The sequence below is a fragment of the Novosphingobium jiangmenense genome (genome assembly GCF_015694345.1).
In the GTDB taxonomy this organism is placed as follows: Bacteria; Pseudomonadota; Alphaproteobacteria; order Sphingomonadales; family Sphingomonadaceae; genus Novosphingobium; species Novosphingobium jiangmenense.
The window spans coordinates 22,279-47,028 of record NZ_JADQDC010000019.1 but is presented as its reverse complement, the minus strand read 5'-3'; the positions used below and the strand labels follow the sequence as shown (position 1 = coordinate 47,028).

23 protein-coding genes are annotated in these 24,750 nt (G+C 63.0%); 5 read left to right on the top strand and 18 right to left on the bottom strand.

Translation table 11 applies throughout. From position 1 onward, the window contains the following. Positions 1-10: 10 nt before the first annotated feature. The 3 genes from I2488_RS18700 to I2488_RS18690 all read right to left on the bottom strand — a co-directional run bounded on the left by I2488_RS18700 (position 11) and on the right by I2488_RS18690 (position 3,855). Positions 11-1,582, bottom strand: coding sequence for an MBOAT family O-acyltransferase (locus I2488_RS18700; protein WP_196277307.1), 1,572 nt, complete (start codon positions 1,580-1,582; stop codon positions 11-13). 82 nt (positions 1,583-1,664) lie between these two features. Beyond that, positions 1,665-3,572, bottom strand: coding sequence for an HAD-IIIC family phosphatase (locus I2488_RS18695; RefSeq protein ID WP_196277306.1), 1,908 nt, complete (start codon positions 3,570-3,572; stop codon positions 1,665-1,667). A 40-nt stretch (positions 3,573-3,612) separates the two neighbouring features. Then, positions 3,613-3,855 carry an acyl carrier protein gene (locus I2488_RS18690; protein WP_196277305.1) on the bottom strand — a complete coding sequence of 81 codons (243 nt, stop codon included), beginning with the start codon at positions 3,853-3,855 and terminating at the stop codon, positions 3,613-3,615. Between the two features lie 303 nt (positions 3,856-4,158). On the opposite strand from I2488_RS18690, the gene I2488_RS18685 reads away from it, so the two are divergent. Both I2488_RS18685 and I2488_RS18680 read left to right on the top strand, forming a co-directional pair. Next, the gene (locus I2488_RS18685) at positions 4,159-4,428 is read left to right on the top strand and encodes a spike base protein, RCAP_Rcc01079 family (protein WP_196277304.1); all 270 of its coding nucleotides are present in this window, start codon (positions 4,159-4,161) and stop codon (positions 4,426-4,428) included. Continuing rightward, entirely contained in the window at positions 4,428-8,837 is a 4,410-nt protein-coding gene (locus I2488_RS18680) for a hypothetical protein (protein ID WP_196277303.1), read from the top strand. The genes I2488_RS18685 and I2488_RS18680 overlap by 1 nt, the downstream gene beginning before the upstream one ends. On the opposite strand, the gene I2488_RS18675 is transcribed toward I2488_RS18680, so the two are convergent. The 12 genes from I2488_RS18675 to I2488_RS18625 all read right to left on the bottom strand — a co-directional run bounded on the left by I2488_RS18675 (position 8,759) and on the right by I2488_RS18625 (position 20,129). Continuing rightward, the gene (locus tag I2488_RS18675; protein ID WP_214652461.1) at positions 8,759-9,541 is read right to left on the bottom strand and encodes an SGNH/GDSL hydrolase family protein; all 783 of its coding nucleotides are present in this window, start codon (positions 9,539-9,541) and stop codon (positions 8,759-8,761) included. The genes I2488_RS18680 and I2488_RS18675 overlap by 79 nt on opposite strands. Before the next feature lie 5 nt (positions 9,542-9,546). Further along, positions 9,547-10,608 carry a dTDP-glucose 4,6-dehydratase gene (gene rfbB, locus I2488_RS18670; RefSeq protein ID WP_196277301.1) on the bottom strand — a complete coding sequence of 354 codons (1,062 nt, stop codon included), beginning with the start codon at positions 10,606-10,608 and terminating at the stop codon, positions 9,547-9,549. Continuing rightward, positions 10,601-11,458 carry a dTDP-4-dehydrorhamnose reductase gene (gene rfbD, locus I2488_RS18665; protein ID WP_196277300.1) on the bottom strand — a complete coding sequence of 286 codons (858 nt, stop codon included), beginning with the start codon at positions 11,456-11,458 and terminating at the stop codon, positions 10,601-10,603. The genes rfbB and rfbD overlap by 8 nt, the downstream gene beginning before the upstream one ends. Further along, complete coding sequence (gene rfbC, locus I2488_RS18660) at positions 11,455-12,000, bottom strand: dTDP-4-dehydrorhamnose 3,5-epimerase (RefSeq protein ID WP_196277299.1); 546 nt, start codon at positions 11,998-12,000, stop codon at positions 11,455-11,457. Before rfbC ends, rfbD begins: the two co-directional genes overlap by 4 nt. Then, entirely contained in the window at positions 11,997-12,905 is a 909-nt protein-coding gene (gene rfbA, locus I2488_RS18655; RefSeq protein ID WP_196277298.1) for a glucose-1-phosphate thymidylyltransferase RfbA, read from the bottom strand. The genes rfbC and rfbA overlap by 4 nt, the downstream gene beginning before the upstream one ends. Before the next feature lie 171 nt (positions 12,906-13,076). Next, positions 13,077-14,324 carry a nucleotidyltransferase domain-containing protein gene (locus I2488_RS18650; protein ID WP_196277297.1) on the bottom strand — a complete coding sequence of 416 codons (1,248 nt, stop codon included), beginning with the start codon at positions 14,322-14,324 and terminating at the stop codon, positions 13,077-13,079. Beyond that, the gene (locus tag I2488_RS18645) at positions 14,311-16,014 is read right to left on the bottom strand and encodes an ATP-binding cassette domain-containing protein (protein WP_196277296.1); all 1,704 of its coding nucleotides are present in this window, start codon (positions 16,012-16,014) and stop codon (positions 14,311-14,313) included. Before I2488_RS18645 ends, I2488_RS18650 begins: the two co-directional genes overlap by 14 nt. Further along, positions 16,004-17,968: an asparagine synthase-related protein gene (locus I2488_RS18640; RefSeq protein ID WP_196277295.1), complete on the bottom strand. Its 1,965-nt coding sequence runs from the start codon at positions 17,966-17,968 to the stop codon at positions 16,004-16,006. Before I2488_RS18640 ends, I2488_RS18645 begins: the two co-directional genes overlap by 11 nt. A 7-nt stretch (positions 17,969-17,975) precedes the next feature. Further along, positions 17,976-18,413 (bottom strand): lasso peptide biosynthesis B2 protein, encoded by a 438-nt coding sequence (locus I2488_RS19905; RefSeq protein ID WP_196277294.1) that lies wholly within the window; start codon positions 18,411-18,413, stop codon positions 17,976-17,978. Between the two features lie 79 nt (positions 18,414-18,492). Then, positions 18,493-18,762: a PqqD family protein gene (locus I2488_RS18630; RefSeq protein WP_196277293.1), complete on the bottom strand. Its 270-nt coding sequence runs from the start codon at positions 18,760-18,762 to the stop codon at positions 18,493-18,495. 22 nt (positions 18,763-18,784) lie between these two features. Then, entirely contained in the window at positions 18,785-18,916 is a 132-nt protein-coding gene (locus I2488_RS19750) for a hypothetical protein (protein ID WP_281390111.1), read from the bottom strand. 133 nt (positions 18,917-19,049) lie between these two features. Further along, positions 19,050-20,129: a hypothetical protein gene (locus I2488_RS18625; RefSeq protein WP_196277292.1), complete on the bottom strand. Its 1,080-nt coding sequence runs from the start codon at positions 20,127-20,129 to the stop codon at positions 19,050-19,052. Between the two features lie 191 nt (positions 20,130-20,320). On the opposite strand from I2488_RS18625, the gene I2488_RS18620 reads away from it, so the two are divergent. From I2488_RS18620 to I2488_RS18610, 3 genes are all read left to right on the top strand, one after another. Next, positions 20,321-20,578, top strand: a complete 258-nt coding sequence (locus I2488_RS18620; RefSeq protein ID WP_196277291.1) for a hypothetical protein — start codon at positions 20,321-20,323, stop codon at positions 20,576-20,578. A 153-nt stretch (positions 20,579-20,731) separates the two neighbouring features. After that, positions 20,732-22,090, top strand: coding sequence for an O-antigen ligase family protein (locus I2488_RS18615; RefSeq protein WP_196277290.1), 1,359 nt, complete (start codon positions 20,732-20,734; stop codon positions 22,088-22,090). Next, positions 22,087-22,794 carry a hypothetical protein gene (locus I2488_RS18610; RefSeq protein ID WP_196277289.1) on the top strand — a complete coding sequence of 236 codons (708 nt, stop codon included), beginning with the start codon at positions 22,087-22,089 and terminating at the stop codon, positions 22,792-22,794. Before I2488_RS18615 ends, I2488_RS18610 begins: the two co-directional genes overlap by 4 nt. 20 nt (positions 22,795-22,814) lie before the next feature. On the opposite strand, the gene I2488_RS18605 is transcribed toward I2488_RS18610, so the two are convergent. Genes I2488_RS18605 through I2488_RS18595 form a run of 3 tightly spaced genes read right to left on the bottom strand, consistent with a single transcriptional unit; the run spans position 22,815 to position 24,670 of the window. Continuing rightward, entirely contained in the window at positions 22,815-23,387 is a 573-nt protein-coding gene (locus I2488_RS18605; protein WP_246465761.1) for an LptA/OstA family protein, read from the bottom strand. Further along, positions 23,384-24,028, bottom strand: a complete 645-nt coding sequence (gene lptC, locus I2488_RS18600; protein ID WP_196277288.1) for an LPS export ABC transporter periplasmic protein LptC — start codon at positions 24,026-24,028, stop codon at positions 23,384-23,386. The genes I2488_RS18605 and lptC overlap by 4 nt, the downstream gene beginning before the upstream one ends. A gap of 24 nt (positions 24,029-24,052) precedes the next feature. Next, entirely contained in the window at positions 24,053-24,670 is a 618-nt protein-coding gene (locus I2488_RS18595) for a ribonuclease D (RefSeq protein WP_196277287.1), read from the bottom strand. Between the last annotated feature and the right edge of the window lie 80 nt (positions 24,671-24,750).

The following is a 24,750-nucleotide window of genomic DNA, read 5'->3' as shown; positions in this document are numbered from 1 at the left end:
TAGGTTCCCCTCAGAAGCCAAAGTAGATGAAGTTGAGCGAGCCGCGTGCAATGAACGCGAAACCGACAAAGAAAATCAGACCCGTGAGCACGGCATAAGGTAGCCGCATCTTCCATTCCCAATGCAGCTTGGCATGGCCGACCTTGCTCCACTTGTCCCATTCGAGGCAGGGGTTGAAGCGTCCCATGATTTGCTGAGTGTTGGGCAGCAGGAAGATCGCGAGATAGCCGAGCAGCAGCATGATTGCTGCGCCTGCAAGACCAAAGGGCCAAGCCGTGAGTACCGCTTCGATTTCGGGCGAGGTCACGCTGAAGCCAGCCATGGCGCCAAACATGTGCAAAGTGGCTTCGAACGTCAGGCTTTGGAACGGAACATGCGAGAGAACAAAGGCGAGAACGGTCAAACCGCGTGCCAATGCTATGCGAGACAGGGTGGTTGGCACCTTCTTGATGCCCAGCCGCTTCCGGCGCTGCTTCTGATAGTGCGCCCACAGCTCGTTTACGGTCATGAAAACACCGTTCATCAAGCCGAACAGCGCATAGTTGAGGCCCGGACCGTGCCAAACGCCCAGAACGACCATCGCGGTGATCGTAGGCAGGTAAGTTGAAAAGGTATTGAAGGCTACGCCATCGAGATCCCGGTTCATGGCAAAACGGGCCATCGGCACAGACAGCGGCTGGAAGATGTAGGTCTGCACCCAACGACCAAGGCTCATGTGCCAGCGGCGCCAGATTTCAACGAAGCCATCGGATTTGAGCGGTGAGTGGAAGTTGAGCGGCAAGATGATGCCAAACATGCGGGCAACGCCGATCGCCATGTCTGAATAGCCGGAGAAGTCAAAATAGATTTGCAGGACGTAAAGAAATGCAACCATCCACGCGTCGACAAATCCGGGATGCCCACCGGCCCCGACCGCCTCAACCACCGGGCTGGTATAGAGGCTGATGGAGTCAGCAATGACGGTTTTCTTGAACATCCCGATCGCGAAGATCATCAGGCCAATGGCGATGTTGTAACCTGCTTCTATCCGCAGCAGCCTGCCCGACATCTGCGGCACGGTTTCCGAGTGCTTGACGATCGGACCGGAAATCATCGCGGGGAAGAACAGCACGAAGCCGAGGTGGGAAAGCAACCCGCCCGATCGCGTGCGCTTGCGCGAAACATCGACCAGATAACCGATCTGCTGAAAGGTGTAGAACGAGATCGCCAGCGGCAACAGGATATTGGGAACTTCAAAGCCTGTCAGCCCGAGATCGACGTGAAGGAAGGAAAGAGTGGCCTCTGCGTACTTGTAGTAAAACAAGAGCAGCAGATTCAACACAACACCGACGCTGACCGCGAGCATGGTCGGCCGATCGCGGTCCACGCGATGCTGAATCACCTTCGAGGCTGCGAAATTGATCAGGATCGACAGACCAAGCACGGGCAAAAAGCGCGAAGCGCCCAACCCGTAGAACACGAGCGAGATCAGGACGAGCGCAGCCTTGCGTCCCCATTCAAGAGGTAGCCTCGCGACCAGCCAATAGAAAACAAGCGCCAGTGGCAGAAATAATGCGAGAAAATTATACGAATTGAAGAGCATTACCCTGCCGACCTCCGGTCAAATCCAGTGCGCCGTCCTTTGCGAACCGTGTCACGCGGCTCGCGCCATTCCCGTTTGCGGATTATGCCGCGAAAGCGATGGTCGTGCGGATATCCATGGGCAGCGCGGGGGCCGCATAATCAGCCAGTTCCAGCGCCCAGGTTGTGCCCCCGCCATCGCGTTCACAAGTTTGGACAAAGCCGAGCTTTTCGAAGTGCTTTTCGACGAGCACGTTCTTCGGCGTCGGGATGTATTCGCCGGTAAGCCGGGTTGCACCTGCGGCCTTCGCAGCGGCGGCCACGTGGTCGAGGACAGCTTCCTCCACACGGCGGCCGAGAACACGGCAGCTCATCAGCCAGGTGTCGCAGTGCCAGGAGTCGAGGCCGCGATCGAAGATCACCACCGAGATCATGCCATTGTCGCCGAAACGGTCGACGAGGCGGACCTGCATCGTGAACTTGTTCGGGTCAGACTGGATGGCGGCGACATCCGCTTCGGTATAGCGGCGCGTGGTCAGGTTGAACTGGTTCGACTTGTTGATCAGCTGCGCGATGCGGGCTCGGCCGAGGTCGTCGAACGGCGCGATCGTGCATTCCATGTCGAGCGAGGCGAGGTATTCGTCGAGGTTGCCGACCTTCTGCAGCGCCGAGGCGCGCTGGGCGTTGGCCTGATACATGTCCGCGCGCTTGCGGTCCTCGTCATTGAAGGCGACGGCTTCGAAGTATCCGGCAAGCGACAGCAGGCGGACGTAGTCCGAAGGTTCGTCGCCGACTTCGGGGACGGCGACTTCGGGCAGTTCCTGGCGAACGCGTTCACGCTCGGCCGGGTTGTCGTCGAGGAAGACCAGTGCGTCGGTGCCGATGTTGAGCGCCTGTGCGATGGCCTTGAGGTTGGTCGCCTTGTCGGTCCAGTTGGCGACGAAGACCGAGATGTGGTCTTCCTTGAGGACCATCTCGTCATGTTCGCGGAACGGGATGAGCGCGGCGGCTTCCTCGTTCTTCGAGCAGACGGCGAGGATCACGCCGCGGCGGCGCAGATCAAGCGCGAGCGACTGGACGGCAAGGTGCGCCTCACCCTTGGCCGAACCCTGGCCCAGCTTGATACCGTCGACACCATCGTCGCCGATGATGCCGCCCCACAGCGTATTGTCGAGATCGAGCACGAGGCACTTGCGGGCGAGGCCGCGCGCCGAGGCGAGCAGGCGGGCGACGTGATCGGCGTAGAGCGGGACAGCGTCCAGCGCGCAAGGGATCTTGGCATCGTGCCAGCGCAGCGGATCGTGCCAGCGGGCGAGGCCGACCGTTTCGGCCAGCGCGGCCACGTCGAGCAGCAGGTCGGAATCACCCACGACCTCTTCGGTCAGGCGCTGATTGAAGCGGGCGATCAGCCAGCGGACGGAGCCGGGGACGCGCGCATCGTAGCTGCCGAACAGGCTTTCGGCTGGGGTAGCGAGCGTGTGGAGGACGACGCCGGCGCCAATGTTGGTGCGCACGCCGTCACGCAGCGACGCAACGTAATCGAGCGCGGACTGGACCGCTTCGTGCGCGGCGGCCGCCTCGAACTGCGGGCGGGCGAGGCCAAGTGAGGCGGCATCGAGCGCGAGCAGGACAAAATCGGGTTTGGCTGCAGCAAGCGACGAGGAAGGGTCGAGCACGGCCTGGGCGAGCTGGCCATAGTCGGTCTGGACCGTATCGACGAGCAATCCATGGCGCAGAGCTGTGGCAGGGAGCGCCTCAGCGACCAGATCGACGGTATGTGTAGCCGCGACACCCAGCAGGACCGGGCGCAGGCGCCCTTCGGCTCGCAGTTCCTCGCGCCGGGCGTCAACGATCTTGCCGAGCGAGCCAAGCTGCGAGAGGTCAAGGCCGTAGGCCGCTAGAGTGGTGACGTCTGCCGCCTTGACCGTCTCAGCGGACTTCAAAGCACGAACGCGCGCGCGAAAATCTGCCGGAGCCGGAAGCAGCCACGGCAGGGTAAGCACATCGGTCATTGCCAGGCGGCCTTTTGCAGTGAGTGCCGTTCGCCGGGGTTCACGCGAGCTTTTGCTGGATCAGGTCCACCATCTCGCCGACGTTGTCGAGGCTTTCGATCTCGGAATTGGAGAGGCGGAAGCCAAACGCCTTTTCGACTGCGACCATGAAGCGGATGTTTGAGAGGCTGTCCCATTCCTCGACGTCGGCGGCGCTGAGATCGTCACGGTACTCGAGATCATCGAGGTCAAAGACGTCGATCATGATTTCGGTCAGCTGTTCGATGATTGCGGAACGGTCCATCTGATCCTTCTTCGTCTTTGGCGGTGATGCCGCAGTGCGGAAGCCGCGAGCTGAATCATCACATAAAGTGATACGCATATCTCCATAGTGAGGTTTGTCCATATTCGCAACTGCAGCATGAGGGGAAATGCAAGTGGGGGCTGCAAGAAACCTTCGCGGCATGGCCATGATTTTCGGTATTTTTTTCCTGCCGATAGTGAGCGAGCGGTGGCTTGTGATCCTTTGATGAGATTCAACTTTCCTACAAACACATGCCCATGATAGCGCAATGTTCTTGTTATGTTCATTTAACCGGAGCTTGCCATGGTCGACGATATCTTCGCGAATTCCGTCAACAGCCTTACTTCGCCAGCCGAGGACTGCTTCGTGATCACGCCGAGCGATCAGGCCAGCCTGCCGATCGTGACCAAGGCAATCTTCGTGGGCCAGGGCGGCGATGTGCGGCTTATGCCGCTGCGCGGCACCACTGCCGTGACATTCTATAATCTCGCTTCGGGCTCCGTGCTTGACGTGCGGGCGCGAGCGGTGCTTGCCACAGGTACGACCGCGCTCGATATGGTGGGCCTCGTCTGATGGCCGGCTTCGGTTATGGCTTCGGTCGCATGGGACGAAGGCGTGGCGGGCGTGATAACGTCATGGCCATTGCCAAGGTGCGACCTTCCGCCGCGTGGACCGGCGTGGCCGGCAGTGGCTTCGGCGCGGGCGGCGCGCCGGTCGACCCGGTGCGTACGACCGCAAAGCCTGCGATGCGGCTTGTCGTACCGTCTGACCAGTACTTCGCCTCGGGCCTTATTGTCGGGGTTATCGCCGGGGCAAACGACAATGGGTCGCTGCTTCAGACGATGGGGCTTGCAGGTGTGGTGGTGCACTATGAAGGCACCAGCGTGACCGTGAAGGCGCCGACATACCGCCCCTATCGCGATGCCAACGGCGTGAAGCGGACATGTTTCGGCTGGTGGGCGCAACTGGTTCATGACGGACGCGTCGGAGATGCGCAGGTCTATTTCGAGGCGATTCCGCGAGATCCGGCGATGCAGCGCCGGGTGCTGGGGCCGTACCGCTTCTATCCGGCGGCGCAGGAGTTCGACCGGACGGTGACAGTCGAGCCCGGCCAGCAAGTGCTGGCGGGAAGCCGCTATCCCAGCGTTGGCCAGGCTTTGGCATATCTTGCTTCGGTGGGCGCGAACAATCCGCTTGTGACGATCCGTGGGGGCGGGACGATCGACATCGGACAGGGGCCGGCGACGAGCTACCAAGGCAAGGGCTATTGCACGATAGTGGCAGAAACGCCCGTCACGATTGCCAAGGGTGGCTTCATCAATGACGCCGCTGCCATCATGCGGACACGTTACGAAGGGCTGCGCTTCAAGGGCTCCAACATAACCATTGATGCCCGCTATATCTCGAACATCTACCATGAGAGCCCGACCGGGCGTCAGCACTGGCTGGACGGAATCAAGGTTATTCATTCCGGTGGGCGCGACGAGATGTGGCGCGGCTCGTCACGGAAGCTTTCATCCTTTGTCCGGGATGCTCCCTGGCTGACAGAAGTCCAGAGCGACGGCGTCGCAAATTTTGCCAACGGGGCCAGCCTTGCCCGGGGGTGCCTGTTTCGCAACGGCTATCAGGATGTGGTGACCGACGCGGCCTGCGTTGTGCATACCCGTACCGAGGACTGGGACTCTTCATTCTGGATGGCAGAGACGCCTTCCTTCAGTGTGATCTATACTGGTGCGGAGGCAACCGCCACGCTGGAACTGGCAGGCGGGAACGAAGCTTCGACGCGAACCTTTACCGCACGTTGGGGGGCAAACAGCGCGTCGTTCAACGTTGGCACCAGCGAGGCCATGCAGGCGAGCGGCAACTACCTGGCCAGTGATGTGGTGAACTGGCTCAACGGGCTGAGCGTCGGCTTTACCGCTACGTTGATGGACAACCAGCGGCGCGCGGCCGCGTGTTCGCGGGCAGGACTCAAAGGCGCCGGGTTCAACGCACAGAACGTCAAGAACGTGTCGTTGCAGGTCGTCACCATGTTCGACGTGCATGGCGATTGGTATCAGCAGAACGCCAGCACTCTCAACGAGAACTGCATCCTGGCGAACAACATCGCGACCGGGCTGGTTGCACAGAACGTGTTCCTGACCGGCATCGGCGGTGCGCGCGATTTCCTTGTCTTCAACAATGCGTTCGACAACAAGAAGCTGACCGGAACGTACACCAGCTTCGTGAACATTGGCAGCCAGCTTGCGTATGCAAAGAGCCACGTCGTGGTCGCCCATAACAGTCTTGCTGTGCAGGGTTTTTCCTTGCGGGGTGACCAGTCGCTGACGCTGGATGGGTGGTGTCTGATTGCCAACAATTCGTTCCGGGACATGACTTGGCCGGGAACCCAGACGAACAGCGCGCTGGTTCGGAACAATCATCTGCAAGCAGGAGCAAGCGGAACAGCCGTCGGTACCGGCACTTTCGCTGGCGGCACATCGGAACAGGTCTTCCGAAACAGCGTGGCTGGCAACTTCACCGCCCGCAGCGCGCTCTATGCGAACCCCCGCGTGCCGGTGGTGGCGATGGACCGCAACGGCAATCTGCGGGCGGAAACCGACTTGGGCGGGGCCGAAGTCAAAGTGGCTATTCCGACCCTTTCGCCCACGGGCACGGCTGCGGGTTGCGTCCAGTTTCCGCCTTTCAATCGGCAGTACGCCGGACGCGCGGGACATATTGCTTATCCTTCAACCGGTATTGCCAGCCAGCCGCTACTCAAGTTCGACACGCCGGGCGCATTCTTCATCATGCTTCAGGTGCCGCACGAGCGGACCAAGCTGAACCGCGAGGCGCGCGTCTTCGGCAATGCGGTGGGCACGGGCGGGCAAACGATCAGTCTGGTCCACCATGGCGACGACTACTTTGACACGACGCGGCACGACGAGTTCCGCTGGCGTGCGAAAGGCAGCAGCGGCGACCAGATCGACCTTTCGGTCGATGTGCAGACCCGCGGCTCTCGCTGGCAATTACTGGTGGTCTCGTGCAACGGCAGTGGCGGCTATGCCATGACGAGCTATGCGCCATGGTCGGCCAAGATCGCCGGGTCGACACAGACCAGCACAACTGCGCAGATCAATGGTCTGAGCGGTACGCACGTGCTTCTTGGCGACGTGGCCAGTGCGGGCGGAACGCTTGACGTGCTCTCTGCTCCCAGCGGCGCATTCGACGGGGCGGTGGCGTTCCATGGCTTCGTGCATGGCACGGCGGGCAGCGATGCGGCCTGGCAGGCCATCGCCGAGGGGGCGGACATCGCTGCGACTTTAACGGGCGCAACCGGTTTCCGGCTGTTGCGCGACTATCGCGGCAAAGACAGCGTGGCATCGGCGCTGGCACCATTTGCGGCCGGCGATGCGACGTCTGCCGGATCGGTGTTCGGTACCGTTTCATTGGGGGCGACGAGTACGCATCAACCGGCGAAGTACCTGCACTTCGATCGCCTGCCGGATGGCTATGTGATGTGCCCGAAGGATGGCGAGAGCACTGGCAACGTCACGCTGACGGGCGTGAGTGGCGGGCTGAACGGAGCGCTTTATGCACGTGTTGTCTCGCCTGTCGGGGCAACGCTGGTGCCGCCGATCGTCGTCGACGGGACCGGGCCGGTCATGACGATCAACATCGCGCTGCCGCCCTTTGCGGGCTGGGGCCACCTGGAACTGTGGAGCGAGAGCGATCCTTCTGTGGTCTATCGCATGAACAGTCGTATCGGCTGTGGCCACAAGCTGAGTGTCATCGGGCAAAGCCAGTGCGACATCATGCTCTACGCCAGCGGGGTTCCGCAGGCACCATCGGGGCTGGCATCGTTCTGCGGATACATCGGCAGCCGCTCCGATCCGGGCGATACGACGACCAGCCCGGTCAAGCGGTTCAGCACGGTGGGACGTCCGCAGCTCTTCGTGATCGAACCGGAAATGAGCAGCGTCTACAATGGCGTGACCGCAATCGCCTCGCGCATCGAGCCGTTCGGCAACGGACGTGCCCTGTGCGTGATCGACACCTGCATACCCGGAACCAGCGCACTCGACTGGATCCGCGATTCGACAACGGCGCGGCAATGGGCGCTGGATGTGGAAGTGGCGGCGTTGGCGGGGACCGACCGCGTACCGATCTGGCAGTGGTATACAGCCGATCCCGGCAGCTATCCTGCGTTGCTGGATGGCGTTGTGCTGGGGACGGGCAGCCTTACCGGCAACTACCGGCTGTTCGACGGGACGGTCAACGCGCCCGGATACAGGCTGGGTATCTGCTTGCCGACGCGGGCGACGACCACCAATGCGGGGCCGCTGTCAGCCGACGACTTCGGCACCAATCGCAGCGGCGCGCAAGCCGGGCAATTGCAGTGGGCAGCAAACAATCCGTCCCTCTGTGCGGTTGGGCCGGCCGTGACCGACATGGCCATCGACAATCTCGCCAGCGGGACAACTGTTGGGCCGGACACCAACCTTGGCGGGCCGCACGAAAGCCAGGTGCTTCCGGAAGGCGTCGTGCGGCTGGGCCGACGCATTGGCGAGACTTTCTTGCGCGCCCGCGGGCTGAGTCCCTCGCCGGGCAATGCGCGCCTCGACAAGGCAACGGTCGTGATGGCACCGAGCCGGAGTTCGCTGACGATCAAGGCGGTGCTGCCCAACGGTGGTGCCTTGCGCACGCAGGATGGCAGGGCGGTGACGGGGTTCGAGTTCTCGACCAACGGCGGCACCACCTGGTCTCGAAACGGCATCATTGCGACGATCACTGCGGCGGACACGGTCACGCTGTCATTGCAGAGCGGCGCCTGGCCAGTAGGTGCGCGGATCAGCTACCTGCGCGGCGGCCCATTCAGCTATGGCACTGCCGAGGAACTGAATGGGCACTACAAGGGCAGTCTCTATGACGGGTGCGAGGCCGATGGCGGGCTTGGTTTCCCGGTGCTGGAACTGCCTGTTTCGGACGCGCTCGTCGTGTGAGTTGCCAGCCAGAGGCCCAGTTCGCGCTGGGCCTCTGGTGTCAGGTGGAGTGCATCGCGTTGCAGGTATGCCGTTTGCGGGCTTGGCAGAAATGCCGCTACCGGATCCCGGAAATCGCTTGAAGTGTCCTCGGCCACTTCCCTTGCCGCAAGCCGATACGGAGCAAGGCGGCGAGTCATCGCAGTGCTGCCGACTGGCGGCGGTGCGAGGATGACGACGCTGGCACCGGCTTTGTGCAGGCGGCGGGCGAGTTCCGAGAGGTTGCTGCGGTAGGTTTCCAGCGGCACGCGTCGCTTTTCGGACAACCAGCCTCGTGTTGCCGCGTCATTCGTGCCAAGCATGACGAAGGCGACCGCGAGCGGTCCCTTGGGCAGGGGGCGCTGTAGGAGATCGGCAACAGTTGCTCCGCCGAACGCGTGGACCTGCACTCGCGGATGACCCGAGATGGTTTTCGCGAATACTGCGGGATAGGCCCCAGACGCACCCCCAATGCGCGACCCGGCCGTGTTGCTGTCTCCCACGAACAGGATCAGGCCTTCCGGGGGAAGCGGAATTGGGTCGGCCGGGCCGGCCCGCAGCAGGTCCGGCAGGACCATGCGGGTGCCGCTGCCGGTCCAGCGCGGCACTTCGCCGGTCCAGGCCGCCATGCCGCCCGCGAGCGTCAGAACCGCTGCCGTCAGGCCTGCGATCCCGCGCGGGCGCATTTTCGTCAGCCCTGTCGCTTGACCAGCGGTTGCCACCATGCCTCGTTGTCGAGATACCAGCGCAGGGTATTGCGCAAGCCGTTCTCGAAATCGTGCTGGGGGACGTAGCCGAGATCGGCGCGCGCCTTGGTCTCGTCGATGGCGTAGCGGCGGTCGTGGCCCTTGCGGTCCTCGACGAAGGTCTTGAGCTCGCTGGTGGCGCGGCCCTTTGCGGCGGGCGCGTCGGGGTAGCGGTCAGCGAGGCCTTCAACTTCCTCGAAGGCGCGATCGACTTCGGCGCAGATGCGATCGATCACGGCCATGTTCGGCAGTTCCTCGCCGCCACCTATGTTGTAGGTTTCGCCGGGCTTGCCATTCTTCAGCGCGGCTTCGATGCCGCGGCAGTGGTCCTCGACATAGAGCCAGTCGCGCACGTTCATGCCATCGCCGTAGATCGGCAGCGGCTTGCCCGAGAGCGCGTTGAGCACGAACAGCGGGATCAGCTTTTCGGGGTAGTGATAAGGCCCGTAGTTGTTCGAGCAGTTCGTGGTCGTGGTATTCAGCCCGTAGGTGTGGTGGTAGGCGCGCACGAGATGATCGGACGCGGCTTTAGACGCCGAATAGGGCGAGTTGGGCTGGTATTGCGTGGTCTCGCTGAACGCGGGATCGCTGGGACCGAGCGAGCCATAGACTTCGTCGGTCGAGATGTGGTGGAAGCGGTGATCCTTGCCCGAGCCCTCGTCCAGCCAGACTTTGCGGGCGGCCTTGAGCAGGCTGTTGGTGCCGAGGATATTCGTGTCGATGAACGCATCCGGGCCGGTAATCGAGCGGTCGACATGGCTTTCGGCGGCAAAGTGGACAAGCGTCGAAACACCGCGTTCGCGCAGGATCTGTTCGACCAGATCGGTGTCGCGGATGTCGCCGACAACCAGTTCGGCCTGTTCGACGTCGGCGATGGTCGAGCGGTTGCCGGCATAGGTCAGGCAATCGAGCACGATGATCGCGTCGTCGGGGTTCTGCTTGGCCCAGTAGTGGACAAAGTTGCCGCCGATGAAGCCGGCGCCGCCGGTGACGAGCAGGTTAGCCAAGGGCCTTTTCCTCTTTCAGCATGGTCTTGAGATTGGTGCGCCAGTGGACGTGGGCATCGCCGAGCAATGCGCGGGTCCCGGAGACGTCGAGTACCGAAAACGACGGGCGCTTGGCGGGCGTGGGGTAATCTGCCGTAGCGATAGGCATGATCCCCGGGATGCGGGGGATCAGGCCGAAGGCATGGGCCTCTTCCGCAATCGCGACGGCGAAATCGTACCAGCTGGCGACGCCCGCATCGCGGTGATGGTAGATGCCGGGAAGGTCCTTCTCGGCAAGGCCCCAGAGCGTTTGGGCAAGACCCGTCGCCCAAGTTGGCGAGCCGATCTGGTCTGCCACGATGCGAAGCTCGTCCCGTTCGCGCATCAGGCGCAGCATGGTACGCACGAAGTTCGCGCCGCCTGCGGCATAGACCCAGCTGGTGCGCACAATTATGGCGTCGGCTCCGGCAGCGTCTTCGCCTGCAGACTTGCTGGCGCCGTAGACGGACTGCGGGTTTTTGGCATCCCCCGGCTGGTACCCCGCGCCGCTGGATCCATCGAAAACGAAGTCGGTGGAAACCTGGACGAGGCGCTTGCCCGATCCGGCCAGGGCTTTGGCAAAGGCACCCGGCGCGCCGGCGTTGATGGCGTGGGCGAGGTCCGGCTCACTCTCCGCGCGGTCAACTGCAGTGTAGGCGGCGGCGTTGAGGACCAGATCCGGTTGCTCGGCCTCGACCAGGCGTGCGATTGCATCGGCGTTGGAAAGATCGAGCGCATGGCGATCCAGCGCAACGCAGGTCCAGCGCTCGGGCCGGGTAGCGAGCAGCGCCTTGCCGAGCTGGCCGTTGATGCCGGTAATGAGCGCCTTCACGCGAAGGCTTTCACATCGGCGAGAGGCACGCCCACGGCATCCTTGGCCGAAAGCTTGGGTTCGATGCCGTCGAGCGGCCATTCGATGCCGACCGTGGGATCGTCCCATGCAAGGCTCGCCTCATGCTGCGGCGCATAAGGAGACGTGCACTTGTAGAGGAAGTCGGTGTCATCCTCGAGCGTGAGGAAGCCGTGGGCAAAGCCCTCGGGCACCCAGAACATGCGCTTGTTTTCGGCAGAGAGGACGACGCCGGTCCATTTGCCGAAAGTCGGCGAGGAGCGGCGCAGGTCGACGACGGCATCGAACACCGCGCCGCGCACGACGCGCACCAGCTTGCCTTGCGGACCGGGGTTCTGGAAATGCAAGCCGCGCAGCACGCCCTTCTGCGAGCGGCTGTGGTTGTCCTGCACGAAAGTCAGATCAAGTCCGGCCTTGGCGAAGGCTTCGGCGTTCCACGATTCCATGAAGAAGCCGCGGTCATCGCCGAAGACGCGCGGTTCGAGGATCAGTGGCCCCGGGATGTTGCATTCGATGATGTTCACAGCGGGCCCTTCTGGGTCAGCATTTGCAGGAGATACTCGCCGTAGCCCGACTTGCGTAGCGGCTGGGCGATGGCTTCAAGCTCAGCGTCGCTGATGAAACCCTGTCGCCAGGCGATTTCCTCGGGGCAGCAGATCTTGAGGCCCTGCCGCTCTTCGGTGATGCGTACATAGGTTGCAGCATCGAGCAGCGAGCCATGGGTGCCGGTGTCCAGCCAGGCATAGCCGCGCCCCATGATTTCGACCGAAAGCTGGCCCTCGTCCATGTAGAGCCGGTTGAGATCGGTGATCTCGAGTTCGCCACGCGGCGACGGCTTGAGGTCGCGCGCGCGGTCGACGACGGTCTCGTCGTAGAAGTACAGGCCTGTGACTGCATAGTTCGACTTCGGTGTCGCGGGTTTCTCTTCGATCGAACTGGCGCGACCCTGCCCGTCAAAGGCGACAACGCCATAGGCCTCCGGATTGTTGACGCGATAGGCGAAAACGCTGGCGCCTGTGGTCCGCTCGTTGGCGCTGCGCAGCAGTTCCGGCAGGCCGTGGCCGTAGAAGATGTTGTCGCCCAGAACGAGCGCGCTGGGGTGGCCGGAAACGAAGTCGGCGCCGATGTGGAAAGCTTGTGCAAGGCCGTCCGGGGTGGGCTGCACCGCATAGCTGATAGCGACGCCGAAGGCCGATCCATCTCCCAGCACGCGCTTGAACTGATCGGAGTCCTCGGGCGTGGTGATGATCAGGATGTCGCGGATTCCGGCAAGCATCAGCGTGCTCAGCGGATAGTAGATCATCGGCTTGTCATAGACCGGCATCAGCTGCTTTGAGACGCCTCGGGTCAGCGGATAGAGTCGGGTGCCGGATCCGCCCGCGAGAATGATGCCCTTGCGGTTTTCGACTTTCGCAGAAGTTCCGTTCACGATTGGGGCAGCTCCTTCAGGCCGGGACGCCATGCGCCGGGCCGTTGATGCGATCCGGGGACGTTCGCGACTTATGACCCAGTGGCGGACACTAAGGACCGCCCCTCATGTCCGCTAATGTGTGTTGCATTGCAGCATCACGGGGGAAGGTCAACCGTCTGGTTTCGCTCATCAGTTTCGCGGCGCTTCGGCGCCGGCAAGCCACTGCACCATCCCCGCCTCGCGCTGTGCGGCAAGTAGCGAATCGGAATTGCTCGACGCGGCCAGGAAGCGTCGGCCGCTTTGTATCAGCCAGACGGGATAATGCAGCCATCGGCGCGCCTGATCGGGGCGGCAACCGGCAATCTTGGCCAGCTGATAGGGATTCGGCCGCAAGGCGCGGGCCAGTGCAGCGCGCCAGCCCTTGCGCCCTTGTCCTTCGGCCTCGAGACGGCGGAGCAGCTTGTTGCGTTCGGACTTCTCGCGATCCTGCAGCATTGCGGCCTTGGCGGTAGCAATGTGCGACGCACCGACCTGGCTGCGGTCAACCAGATGCGCCGGCACCCAGTCAGCACCGAGGTCATCTGCGACGGTTGCGACCAGACGAAGCGCGCGCGCCAGTCCCATACGATCGCATTGCGCCTCGATCCACGGCCATTCGTCGGCGACATGCCGCGCCAGAAAGTGGAAGTCGGCGAGCACGAGTGGACCATTTTCGAACGCATGGTGCAGCGTGGCATGTTCGAGCAGGTGCAGGAAATTGGTCCGCGCGGACGGGATCCGGACATTCAGCCCCATCATCGTGAGACTCGTCGGCTCTGCGCGAATCTGTGCCAGCAGCAGGGGCTCCTCCTCCCAGTTTCGAGCATTCAACCGGTGGTGAATTTCGATGGTGAGGTCGTGATCGACGTCCTGGATTTCCGGAAGCTGATGTCCGAATTCAAGGCCGTAGCTGCCTGCCCATGGAGCGATGCGGTAGTGCGGATTGGCGATGAGAAAATCTTGCGCTTGCTGGGCCTGCTCGGTCGGAAGTAGCAGATCGACGTCACGCAGGGGACGCAGGGTGCGATCCGGATAGACAGCGTGGGCGAGCGCGAAGCCTTTGAGCAGGATTGGGTCGAAGCCCTGTGCTGCAAGGATGCGGATCAGCCGCTTGACCGCCGCCATCTGCTTGAGGACGTAGAGCGCGTGCCACTGGCTGGCGCCACTGAGGCGGGCGAAAGCGGCTGGAGGAAGCATCGCAGCGGCCTGCGCCTTGTCTACCGCCCGCAGGACCAGCGCCGAAAGCCGCTTGTCCTCGGCAATCGCCGCCAGGACGTCCCACTCCTCGGCCTCAAGCAGGGCCATGCTCGCGGCATGATCTGCATCAGGTGCCGCACAGATGCGCAGGACCAGTTCCTCGTGCGCCGCGAATTCGACCTGGCCTTCAGGAGCGTCCATGTGCTCCCAGATCAACGATTTGGTCGGCAAGTTCAAGCAGGGCAGTGCGATGGCCCAGAATCAGGATCGTGCAGGACCCGCGAAGTTCGTCGATGGTCTGCATGATTGCCCCTTCGTTGAGGCCGTCCAGGGCTGCCGTGACCTCGTCAAGGATCAACAGCTCGGGATCGCGCAGTAGAGCGCGGGCCAAGGCAAGGCGCTGCCTTTCTCCGCCCGAGAACTGGCGGCCCGCTTCGCCAACCCGCGTCTGAAGGCCGAGGGGGAGATCGAACACGAACTGCGCGGACGCTTTCGCCAGCGCCCGGCGCATCGTCTGTTCGTCAACCGAAGGCTGGCCCCAGGAGAGATTGCGGGCAATCGTATCGTCAAAGAGATAGGGAATCTGCTCGACATAGGCGACGCGCCGGCGCCAGCGGATACGCGCAGAGCCCTCGAGCGGCTGGTCATCCAGCAGGATTCGGCCCGAGTCGGGGGAAATGAGCCCGCCGATCATGTCTGCCAGACTGCTCTTGCCGACGCCTGAGGGTCCGCAGATGGCGACAATGCTGCCTGCAGCTATGGAGAGATCGAAGTCGCGGAACACGGGTCGGTCCCGGCCTGGGTAAGTCAGCCCGACGCCCTGCAGTTCCAGAGTCCGGACGAGGTGTGGGGCCTCGGCGCCATCATCGGCCGGTTCGCGATGGGCCAGCGCATCCGCGGTGATCTGCCGCAGTTCCGCCAGGGCCGGGGCGTTGAAGCTCCAGCGTCGCAGGCTGCCTTGCAGCCCGGTCACTACGGGAACGATACGGACGAGGATCGCCAGCACCGGCACCAGCACGCCCAGCGGCAACTTCAGCTCGTTAAGCGCCAGATGGATCAGAATGCCGAGCATGATCGCCGCAATCACCTGAAACAGCACGTGCGCCTGCGAAACCGAGCGGTGGAACCGCAGCTGGGCTTTCTCGACGCCACGCGCTGCATCGCTGAACTGCCGGGCGAGTTCCGGTTCCGCTCCGCTGATGCGGGCCGCGCGGAAATGGAACATGCCGTTGGTGACCTGTTCATGCAGGGCTTCGTAGGCTTCGGCAAAGCGTTCGCCATCGCGGTTCCTGCGCGAACGCAGCGCGATGAGTGCGAGTGCCACAACAAGGGCGGCCAAGACCGCGAGGCTCGTCAGTTGCCATGATATGGCAAAGGCCGCGGCAAGTAGCATCGCGAGCGTGATCACTCCGGTCGCCACGGAGAGCATGCTTTCGCCCAGCGTGCCCACCCGGTCCGCTTCGCCGACCAGCCTCGTCGCGAGAGCTGCCGTGGTCTGCGCGCTCAGCCAGCGCCAGTCGGCCGCGAGCGTTGTCTCCTGCGTCGATATCCGGATCGAGCGGGTCAGGGCATGGCCGAGCCGTGCCTGCTGATCGAGCACCAGATAGACGATCAGTGCGCGCAGGGCCACGAGCGCGGTGACAGCAGCCAGCAGCAGGCCGACCGGCAGTTGTGCCAGCGGCCCAAGCCAGCCCGACAGCGCGGCGGGAGCCTGTTCGCCCGCAATGACCGCGGTGATCGGAACGAGTAGCAGCAGGCCGACGCCCTCGGTCAGGCTTGAGGCGAGCATTAGCGTGCCAAGCAGCGCGATCCGTTGGGCTCCCGCCATGGCAAGCACCGCCCTGACGGTGCCGAACCGTCCCGCCACAGGCGCGGCGGGTTCAGGCGACATTGCGCCCTTCGGCAAAACGGATGAAGCGCGCGGTCGAAAGGCCCCGCCCCAAAGCCGAGACCAATCGGGTGGAGTCACCGCGTTGCGGATTGTCCTGCCCGTCCCACTCGCGCAGGCTTTTGATGAGACGCGGCAGATCGATCACTTCGGCGATCCGCTCGTCACGGTTGAGTGATTCGAGTTCGTCCAGCATCGCCTCGCGGTCGCGTTGCAGGCGCATCGGCCAGTCGGCAGCCTGCCGCCCCATGCGCAGTTCCTTCCAGACCCTTTCCGGCACCCGCCCGGACAGGATGCGACGGCCGAGCCAGCGGTCCTGCCCGTTGCGCAGATACTGCTCATCCGGGATCCCGGCACAGAGTTCGAGCAACGGAGCATAGGCATGAACGTCGCGGATCGGGACGCCGTATAGGAGTTCGAAGCCCAGCAGGATTTCCGAACCACCGTTGGTCGAACGGGTTACGATGCGATCCCGCCATTCGCGCGATGTCGCCACATCGTAGTCGTAAAGCGTGAAGCCGTCGTCGCCCACTTCGTCAAGCAAGCCGGACTCCCGCGCCCAGTCTGCCCGCAATGGGCTCCACGAGGCAAATGGAGAACCCCTCCAGCCGCGCCCTTCGTCGATCCTGCGCTTCGCGCTCAAGGGCAGGTGGGGCATCACCGCGCGGGAGACGAACTTGCGCCATAGGGGGCGGTCGTCAAAGGGGAATGCCTTGAGTTCACGGACAAGGCGGCGCCACTTGCCCTCGGCCAGCCATGTCGGAAAACCGGTCCAGCCGTCATAGCTGAAGCCGGCGTTGCCCGAATCACCCGTCAGTACGACATCGACGCCATCGGCTGCGGCTTGTTCGAGCCCGGCGTGAAACCAGTGGGCATTGGTTTCATTGTAGACCGGCCAGCCCGAGACCAGCATCATGGCGTTGAGGCGATCCCCGAACCGCAGGTTCGCGGCGTCGAAGAAGGTCGGCTTGATCTGCGGATACATCGCGCACAGATCGCGCACATGGTCGCCCTCGTCGCCAAAGGAGGTGGCCCTGTCCTCGGGCGACGCTTCGCGCGCAGGCACGCTCGTATAGCTCCGCAATGTCGCCTGTGGACCGAGGTGCTCGGCCGCGAAACTCGCCACCGCCTGGGAGTCGAAACCGCCCGACAGCATGATTCCCGGAGACCTTGCGCCGGCCAGCATCGCTGCGGTCGCGCGGCGGAGCTGTTCTTCGACCGCTTCGACGTAGTCCTCGTCCCGCTTGAAGCGCACGTCGGGAGCATCACGCAGCGACCAGAACCGCCGGACCGAACGACCGGCAGGGTCGTGGATCTCCTGCGTGCCGCAGGCAAGGCAGGTCATGCCGACGTAGAAGCTTCGGTCAGGCGGACCGCAGCCGCTGAGCAGCCAGCCGCCGACTCTTGCGTCGTCGATACGCGCCTGATGGCCCAGCGCAAAGATTGGTCCCGGGACCGAGCAGACCACGAGGCGGTTGCCATCGCGCATCACATGGAGCGGGGCGTGCGCTACCGGCGAACGGGCAAGGCGCACCTTCCGCTGACTTGGCCACCACTGCACGACAGCATAGTCGCCGGAGATCCGACGATCGCACTCTTCGCCCAGCTTTGCATGGAGCGCGGCATAGAGCGAGGCCTGGTCGGGTTGCGCCGACAAGCCGAATCGCGCGCAAACTTCGTCGGCATGGTGCAGACGGCCTGCCAGCAGCACGTAGGAGCCGTCAGGCTGGAGACGGAAAGGGTGGGCGCGTTGCCGGACAGGTCTGGCCATTCCGGGCCGGACTTCCGCGCGGGTGGCAAAGGCGGCGCCATCTGCCCGTCCATGCAGGACGTCGCCGGCCTTGCCCAGCGCCAGCGCCCGCAGTGCGCGCTCCCAGTCGGCTCCGAACCACTCCGGTCCGCCCGAGAGGTCGATCGCCGCCAGCAGAAGAAGGTCGTCGTTCGCTGAGGTGTACAAGGCCTGGTTACTCGGTCGCGGCCGGACTTGATTGCGCGAACGCCAGCGCGTCGGAGCAAAGGACCATTATTGGCTGGTAGGTAGAGCGGTCACAGTGCCCGATCAGGACTTCTCCACCGCATTCGACCCAGGCGTGATAGGCATCCTCGCCGGTTCGGTCGACCTTGCTGAAGGCTATGACAGTAAGAACGGTGAGGGACTGGCCGCGCAGCAGCCAGCAAAGTACAACAGCGCGGGGCAGGCACCGGCTGGTGCCGGGCAAGTACTTGCATGCCCTATCGATCTGGCGGACAAGGCTAAATGCCTGCTGCCTCGATCGTACACTCAGGCAAGTCGCTTGCGGCGCAAGGGCGCATCGTGGCTCGACCATTTGGCCCACCGAGTCGCGCCACCAGGAAAATGGGATGAAGCGGACAAGGAAACGCGCCACGACGACGTACGTCATGGCGCGTAAAACCTTCACCCTGAGCAACATCCGATCTTGCAAAGTCATGGCAGAAGCCGGGGTAAACCCAAAACTCCTGCTATGCCAGTTCCGCAAAACCCGCTGCCGTCAATTGGGATACGAACGTGTCGACTGCCTTGCTGCACTCATCTGCCGAAATGCCGTAGTCACGGCAAAGCTCGTCGCAGATGGCGTCGAGATCGGACTGGGCGTCCAGCCGCTGCCAGATATCCAGTCCTACGCCCTTGAGGGAGAAGAACTTTCCCGTATCGACGTGGATCATCACCAACTCGCCATCCATTTCGGTGGCGCAATTGGAAGACTCAACCTTGCGCAGCAGTCTTGCCATCGTCACTGAAGACCAGGCTGGATCAGCTGCGGGTCTGGGCTGCCTTCGCACCGCCGTCAGCGCCCGTACCACCCTTCGAGGCGATGGCAGCAAGATCGATCGTGAGTTCTTCGAGGACCGGAGCCGACCACACCTTTTCGCTACGCTCAGTCATGTCTGTACCCCTAACTAAAGTTAACCCATAAGCAGAAGCGCTTAATAGTTGCTTACATTTGTTGCGTCTGCGAAGCAAGCCCGAAAGGCGCAGTGCAATGCGATGGCGGGCCTGGCGCGACACCAGAGGCAATTCACGGCGTCGCGATAATATCCTTAACTTTCAGCAAATCGGCGGAAAAGGTTCGGGAATCGAAGGGGCGGCGCAGTTTCCAGAACCGGACCTGGCTGCAAAAGCCGAGAAGGAACTGTTCGTGTGCACTGCGGTCTCCGCGTGCGGCATGTACGAAGTTTCGGTAGAGCGCTTCGGGCAGCATCGCCAGCTTCCGGGCGCCGGTGATCTGCTCGACTTCGACCGATTCGCCCCGCTCGAGAAAGTAGAGGTCGGTCAGTGGCAGCGTGCCGCCGGCCTTCAGCGCGGCATTGGCGTAATGCTTGCCGGGCATGGACTGGATCGGACGCTCAGCCTCCATCCCCGTCAGGAGGAGGGCATCGTCCCAAAGCTTGAGTGGCTTGCCGTCGGGCATGGCCATGATCGATCCTGCCGTCGCCAGCACCAGCGTGTCGTCGCAAACGTGCGGCAGACCGAGGCGCGCCAGGCCTGCAGCGAGCGTGGATTTGCCCCCACCCGAGTCGGCGGTGAATGCCACTGCGCGCCCGTTCACTTCCACCGCACTGGCATGCAGCGGCACCAGCCCGTTCAGCCAGGCGATGGCGCCGAAAACTGTGCCCCACAGAAACAGTTCGAAATCCGTCTCCGTTAGGGAGTCGGTGCCCTCAGGCAATTGCACCGTCAGTCCCTGACCCACCCGATAATGGAACCGCACATCCTCGAGCGTCACGAAGATGAACTCCGTCTTCGAAATGGCGAGGGCCTGGTCGTCAAAGAACGCGTCCGCAATCTTGTCTGGCACTATGCCGAGGCGGACACGCATTTCCCTCTTCATCAGCACAGCCGGGTCATGGGATACTTCCTGCACGCTCATCCAGACTTTCCGTTCTTCTTGCAGCGCCTTGCGCACCGGCCGTGGTCGTGAATGCAGCCGGTTCACGAATTGGTCAAATACCTGAAGCTTCGCAACTGCAGCAGGCAGCACGCCGCCCTGTTCGCACCAAAGAGCATATTGAAGGGCAGGGCCGTAGCCGACGCGAGTGCGGTGCAACAGGAAAGGTGGGGTGACACGCCCGGGGCAAATTTGCGCAAATCCTCCCATTTCGGCGTCTTTTTTGGCTCTAATCGGTTGTTTTTCCGCTTGCTAGGTTTCGAAAGCGTCTAGCCCGTCCGCTCGTTGACGGTCTTTTAATAGTGGAATTCCCTAGTTTTTGTTGCGAATCATTTTGCATTGCGGTAGTCGAAAGGTTGAGAGGGCGGTATACGATAGTGCTACTGCTTAGGAGATTGAGCATGAAGGTTTCTCGTTTTGCATCGGCACTCGCCGCTGCGGCTATGCTTGCCGCACCGGTAGTCGCTGAAGCCGGGACCCGCGCAAGCGGCTCTTCGGTCTACGCTGCCAACGGCTACTCAGCCAGCCGCGCGTCGACCTCGGTAAAGGCCGACAACGATCTCAAGCCGGCTTACTGGATCATCATCCTGCTGTCGGGCGGTGCTGCTGCGTACGGCATTTCGCGTGCAATCGACAACAAGTCGTCGGGCGCGAACTGATCAGCAGTTAGAGACAAGAAGGGCCCGGCCACTCCTTGAGTGGTCGGGTTTTTCGTGCCCGCTGTGCAGACAAGCTCTGGCAGGGGGTGAAAGCCGGGTGCAGAAGCTGCGTATCTGCTTGACTGCTCCCGGTTTACAAACAATCAGGTGCCGATGCGAAACGAACCGGGTGTGCTCGTCACCGCGCTGATCGTCCTGGCTTGCCTTGTTGGCGGCGGCGGTGTTGCCTATGGGCTGGCTAACCTCGTCCTCCAGCTCGCGGCGATCCTGATGCTCGCGCTGAATGGCCCGACCGTGGCAAATTTCGTCGCCAGAGGCCCGCGTGGCTTGTCTCTGCTGGTCCTTGCAACGCTGGCGCTTCCGTTGTTGCAGCTGATCCCGCTTCCTGCATCGATCTGGAGCAGCCTGCCCGGGCGCGACCTGCTTCAGGATTCGCTGAAAGCCGCCGGTGGTGGAGAATGGCATCCGCTTACAGTCAGCACGGCGCGCACGCTGGTGTCTTTCCTCGGGCTGATCGCACCATTCACCCTTCTTGCGCTGTGCTTGCGCGATCTGTCAGAGGCTACGCTGCGTAAAGCGGTGCTCGCTTTCGTCGGCATGGGGCTTGCCGGCGTTCTTCTGGGCACGATCCAGTTGCTGGGCGGCCAAGGCGCTGCCCGCATCTATCCGGAAACGCTCAATCCGGAAGCCATGGTCGGCTTCTTCGCCAATCGCAACTCCACCGCCATCTTCCTGGTCTGCTGTCTGTTGCTACTTTGCACTCGTCCTTCGAGCCGATTGTTCTCGATTGACTGGATCGCGACAGCTTCGGCTGCAACGCTCCTGACCGTCGGCGTTATCCTTACCCAATCTCGGACAGGGCTTGTTCTGTTGCTTCTGCCTCTGGGCTTGGGGCTGTTGCGAGGCGGGGCGGCGCTTCTCGCTGGCAAAAGTTCCCCTGGATCGGGCAAGGGCGGGCGGATGGTGATAGGTTCGCTGCTGGTCGCCGCCACGGCGCTCCTCGGTCTTGCTGCTGCAGCCGGGACCGTCCCGGAGTCCCGCTTCGACATGGTGCTCGCGCGGTTCAACAAATCGGAAGAGCAGCGTCCCGCGATCTGGGAAGACGCGCGCTTTTCAGCGGAGCGCTTCTGGCCAGTCGGCGCAGGCATGGGAACTTTCGACGAGGTGTTCCAGATAGATGAGTCCCTGGAGAACATCTCGCCCCGCCGTGCAGGACGTGCCCATAACGACTACATCGAGATTGCCATCGAGGCAGGCGCTGCCGGGTTCGCGTTGATCGCACTTTGGACATGCTGGGTACTTTGGGCTGCCTGGAACGGCCTCGGGCGGCACCGTCGCTGGGAGGCTCTCGCCGGTACCGGCATCCTGCTTGCCATCGCCCTGCAATCCTTGCTCGACTACCCGCTGAGAAACCAGACCATGCTGTGCATGGCCGCGTTCGCCATTGCCCTGCTGGCAGGAGCGGGTCGGGCTGGCGATACGAAGGTCTCGCCGGAAGGAGCGCGCCCGTGATGCGAGCCTTGTGGATCGCCCTGCTGGCCGTACTCGCCTGCGTCGCCGCAGGTGCACAGCTGGACCGTGCTTCGCGGCGCCAGCCTTCATTGGCGGCATTCGTGCCGGTGCCGTTCCGTAGCTTCGCGCAGGAAAGCCTGACGCTGGCCAATGTCCGCTCGGCCGAGCCGCGCACGGCTCTTGCCGAGGCGCGAACGCTGGTCGATCGCAGTCCGATGCCTGCCGAGCATCTTACGCTTCTGGCAATCGCGCAGGAGCGGAGCGGCGCACGCGATTCGAGCGCCTTACTCATCCAGCGCGCAGCCCAGCGCGGCTGGCGCGATCCGATTGCCCAGCAGGCAATGTTCGACATTGCCCTTGCCGCTGGCGATCCGGGCGAGGCTTCGCGGCGCTTTGCAGCGCTATGGGCCCTGCAGGAAGACCAGGCTCCCCTCGCCGACATGGCGAGCCGTCTGCTGGCGACGCCCGAGGGGCGCGAAGCCCTCGCCAATACGCTTGTCGGCGGTGGCAACTGGACCAAGCCTTACCTGCGCAGTGTTGCTGGCAATCCCACCGAGGCTGGGGTCGAAACCGTCAGCCTCGCCATGCGCAAGGGCGCGGTCTTCGATTGCCAGACTTCAGCTCTGTTGACGAAGGCTCTGGAGAAACAGCTCAGGCAGGAGGAGACCGCAATGCTCCGGAATTGCCTGCGCCAAAAGCGCTGAGGCAGCCCGCAGTCGTTTTCTCAGTTGCGATTGCGGACGTTGAAGGTTCCGGTAACGCGCCCGCCCTTACCGCCAGCCGCGCCGCCACCCGAGCGCCCATCGACGCTGGAAAGGCCGGAATCGAGATCGATCACCAGCCGTCCACCGTTCAGCGTGTCGCCGTTGCGGCGCAAGGCCACGTTCCCGGTCATGGTGATGACGTTTCTGTTGAAGTCGTAGACGGCCACATCGCCCCGCGCGCTTTCACCGCCACGGTTGACCTGAACACCGCCGGTCGCATCGATGCGCTCGATCTGGATCTCGCCGGCATTGCTGTAGGCCACGGTCGTGCGCGCAGCCTGCATTCGCAGGTCGGACTGGGTGATGTCGACATTGCCGGAGAGGACGACGCGCTTGGCCTTGTCCTGCACCTCGATACGATCTGCCGCGTAGTTGACCGGCGCCTTGCTGTCGTGCCCGGCGATGCCCTGCGCCGCAAGGTGCTGTGCGCCCGCAATCAGCGCGGCCGAAGAGGCAAAGCCGATGGCGCCCCAGCGCAGCGGACGGGCAGAGCGGACGATTTCGGCGATGTGGGTCATGCGGGTCCTGATCATGGCATCTGCATCCTGCCCGGCACCATGCGGAGGCGGGCGTTTCCATCGAGCATTACGGTGCGTTCGGCAAGATCGGCGCGGATATGGTCGGCCGAGAAGGTGCCCGCCGGAATGCGGCCCTCTACCGGACCGCGGCTTTTCAGCAGCTTGCCGCCAAGGTCGATGTCGACATTGGTCGCAGTCATCCGATAGCCGTCAGAGGTCTGGAAGTTGATCGGCCCGACAATATCCACGATTTCCTTGCCGAAATCGTAATTGCCCTTGCCTGCGGTGAGCAGGGCGGGGCCTTCATCCAGCATGATGCGCGCGGTCAGCTGGTCGAGCTGGATCAGTTGCTGCGCTTTCGTGCGCTGCACGGCAGAGCCGGCCGTAATCGAGAAGTTGCGGCCATCATCGTCCTGGCCGCGGTACATTGCGCTCGATACCTGCATGCGGTCGTTGACCATGGCCACCTTGCGCCGATCCAGCAGGAAGCTGATCTCTCCACGAGGCGAGAGCGGGGCGATGATCATGATCGCCAGCAGCGCCCCGACCAGAGCAGGCAGCGCGCGGGCAAGGAAATGGACGAGGCGATCATGAAAGCCACCAGGCGCGGCAAAGCCACGACGCTGGTTGCGGATCATGTCGGCCTGAACGGTCATCGCGGAGCCTTGCCCTGCCTTGCCTTACTCGTGGCTGAAGATGTCACGCTCGGCCCAACCGGCGAGGTCGAGCCTGGCGCGCATCGGCAGGAAGTCGAAACATGCCTGTGCAATCGCAGTGCGGCCCTCGCGTTCCAGACGCTCGACCAGAATCGCATGCATGGCGTGGAGGTGACGCACGTCGGACGCGGCGTACTCCTGCTGCGCATCGGTCAGCGTCGGCGCGCCCCAGTCGCTCGATTGCTGCTGCTTCGAGATTTCCTTGCCGAGCAGTTCGCGCACCAGATCCTTGAGACCATGCCGGTCGGTGTAGGTGCGCACCAGCTTGGAGGCGATCTTGGTGCAGAACACCGGTGCGGCGACCACGCCAAGGTAATGCTCGATCGCAGCGAGGTCGAAGCGGGCGAAATGGTAAAGCTTCAACCGGGCCGGATCGGCGAGGACCGCCTTCAGGTTGGGTGCAGCAAAGCTGCTCCCGGGCGAAAAGCGCACGAGATGCTCATCGCCCCTGCCATCGGAAATCTGCACCACGCACAGTCTGTCGCGCGGGGTGATCAGTCCCATGGTTTCGGTATCGACGGCAACGGGCCCGGGCGCGAGCACGCCTTCGGGCAGGTCTTCTTCATGCAGGTAAACGGCCATGCTCACCGCTTAGGCGGTTGGCCTTGTGCCCGCAAGCATTCAGTCCGGAAGGAGCTGATGACCTGCTTTCGCAAGCTGGC

What these genes read in the sequence shown, in the direction of transcription:
- I2488_RS18700 (WP_196277307.1), bottom strand. Translation starts at nt 1,582, where the DNA reads ATGCTCTTCAATTCGTATAATTTTCTCGCATTATTTCTGCCACTGGCG.
- I2488_RS18625 (WP_196277292.1), bottom strand. Translation starts at nt 20,129, where the DNA reads ATGGGAGGATTTGCGCAAATTTGCCCCGGGCGTGTCACCCCACCTTTC.
- I2488_RS18645 (WP_196277296.1), bottom strand. Translation starts at nt 16,014, where the DNA reads ATGTCGCCTGAACCCGCCGCGCCTGTGGCGGGACGGTTCGGCACCGTC.
- I2488_RS18675 (WP_214652461.1), bottom strand. Translation starts at nt 9,541, where the DNA reads ATGCGCCCGCGCGGGATCGCAGGCCTGACGGCAGCGGTTCTGACGCTC.
- I2488_RS19750 (WP_281390111.1), bottom strand. Translation starts at nt 18,916, where the DNA reads ATGACTGAGCGTAGCGAAAAGGTGTGGTCGGCTCCGGTCCTCGAAGAA.
- lptC (WP_196277288.1), bottom strand. Translation starts at nt 24,028, where the DNA reads ATGACCGTTCAGGCCGACATGATCCGCAACCAGCGTCGTGGCTTTGCC.
- I2488_RS18595 (WP_196277287.1), bottom strand. Translation starts at nt 24,670, where the DNA reads ATGGCCGTTTACCTGCATGAAGAAGACCTGCCCGAAGGCGTGCTCGCG.
- I2488_RS18690 (WP_196277305.1), bottom strand. Translation starts at nt 3,855, where the DNA reads ATGGACCGTTCCGCAATCATCGAACAGCTGACCGAAATCATGATCGAC.
- I2488_RS18630 (WP_196277293.1), bottom strand. Translation starts at nt 18,762, where the DNA reads ATGGCAAGACTGCTGCGCAAGGTTGAGTCTTCCAATTGCGCCACCGAA.
- I2488_RS18685 (WP_196277304.1), top strand. Translation starts at nt 4,159, where the DNA reads ATGGTCGACGATATCTTCGCGAATTCCGTCAACAGCCTTACTTCGCCA.
- I2488_RS18695 (WP_196277306.1), bottom strand. Translation starts at nt 3,572, where the DNA reads ATGACCGATGTGCTTACCCTGCCGTGGCTGCTTCCGGCTCCGGCAGAT.
- I2488_RS19905 (WP_196277294.1), bottom strand. Translation starts at nt 18,413, where the DNA reads ATGACGTACGTCGTCGTGGCGCGTTTCCTTGTCCGCTTCATCCCATTT.
- I2488_RS18680 (WP_196277303.1), top strand. Translation starts at nt 4,428, where the DNA reads ATGGCCGGCTTCGGTTATGGCTTCGGTCGCATGGGACGAAGGCGTGGC.
- I2488_RS18615 (WP_196277290.1), top strand. Translation starts at nt 20,732, where the DNA reads ATGCGAAACGAACCGGGTGTGCTCGTCACCGCGCTGATCGTCCTGGCT.
- I2488_RS18605 (WP_246465761.1), bottom strand. Translation starts at nt 23,387, where the DNA reads ATGATCAGGACCCGCATGACCCACATCGCCGAAATCGTCCGCTCTGCC.
- I2488_RS18620 (WP_196277291.1), top strand. Translation starts at nt 20,321, where the DNA reads ATGAAGGTTTCTCGTTTTGCATCGGCACTCGCCGCTGCGGCTATGCTT.
- I2488_RS18650 (WP_196277297.1), bottom strand. Translation starts at nt 14,324, where the DNA reads ATGGACGCTCCTGAAGGCCAGGTCGAATTCGCGGCGCACGAGGAACTG.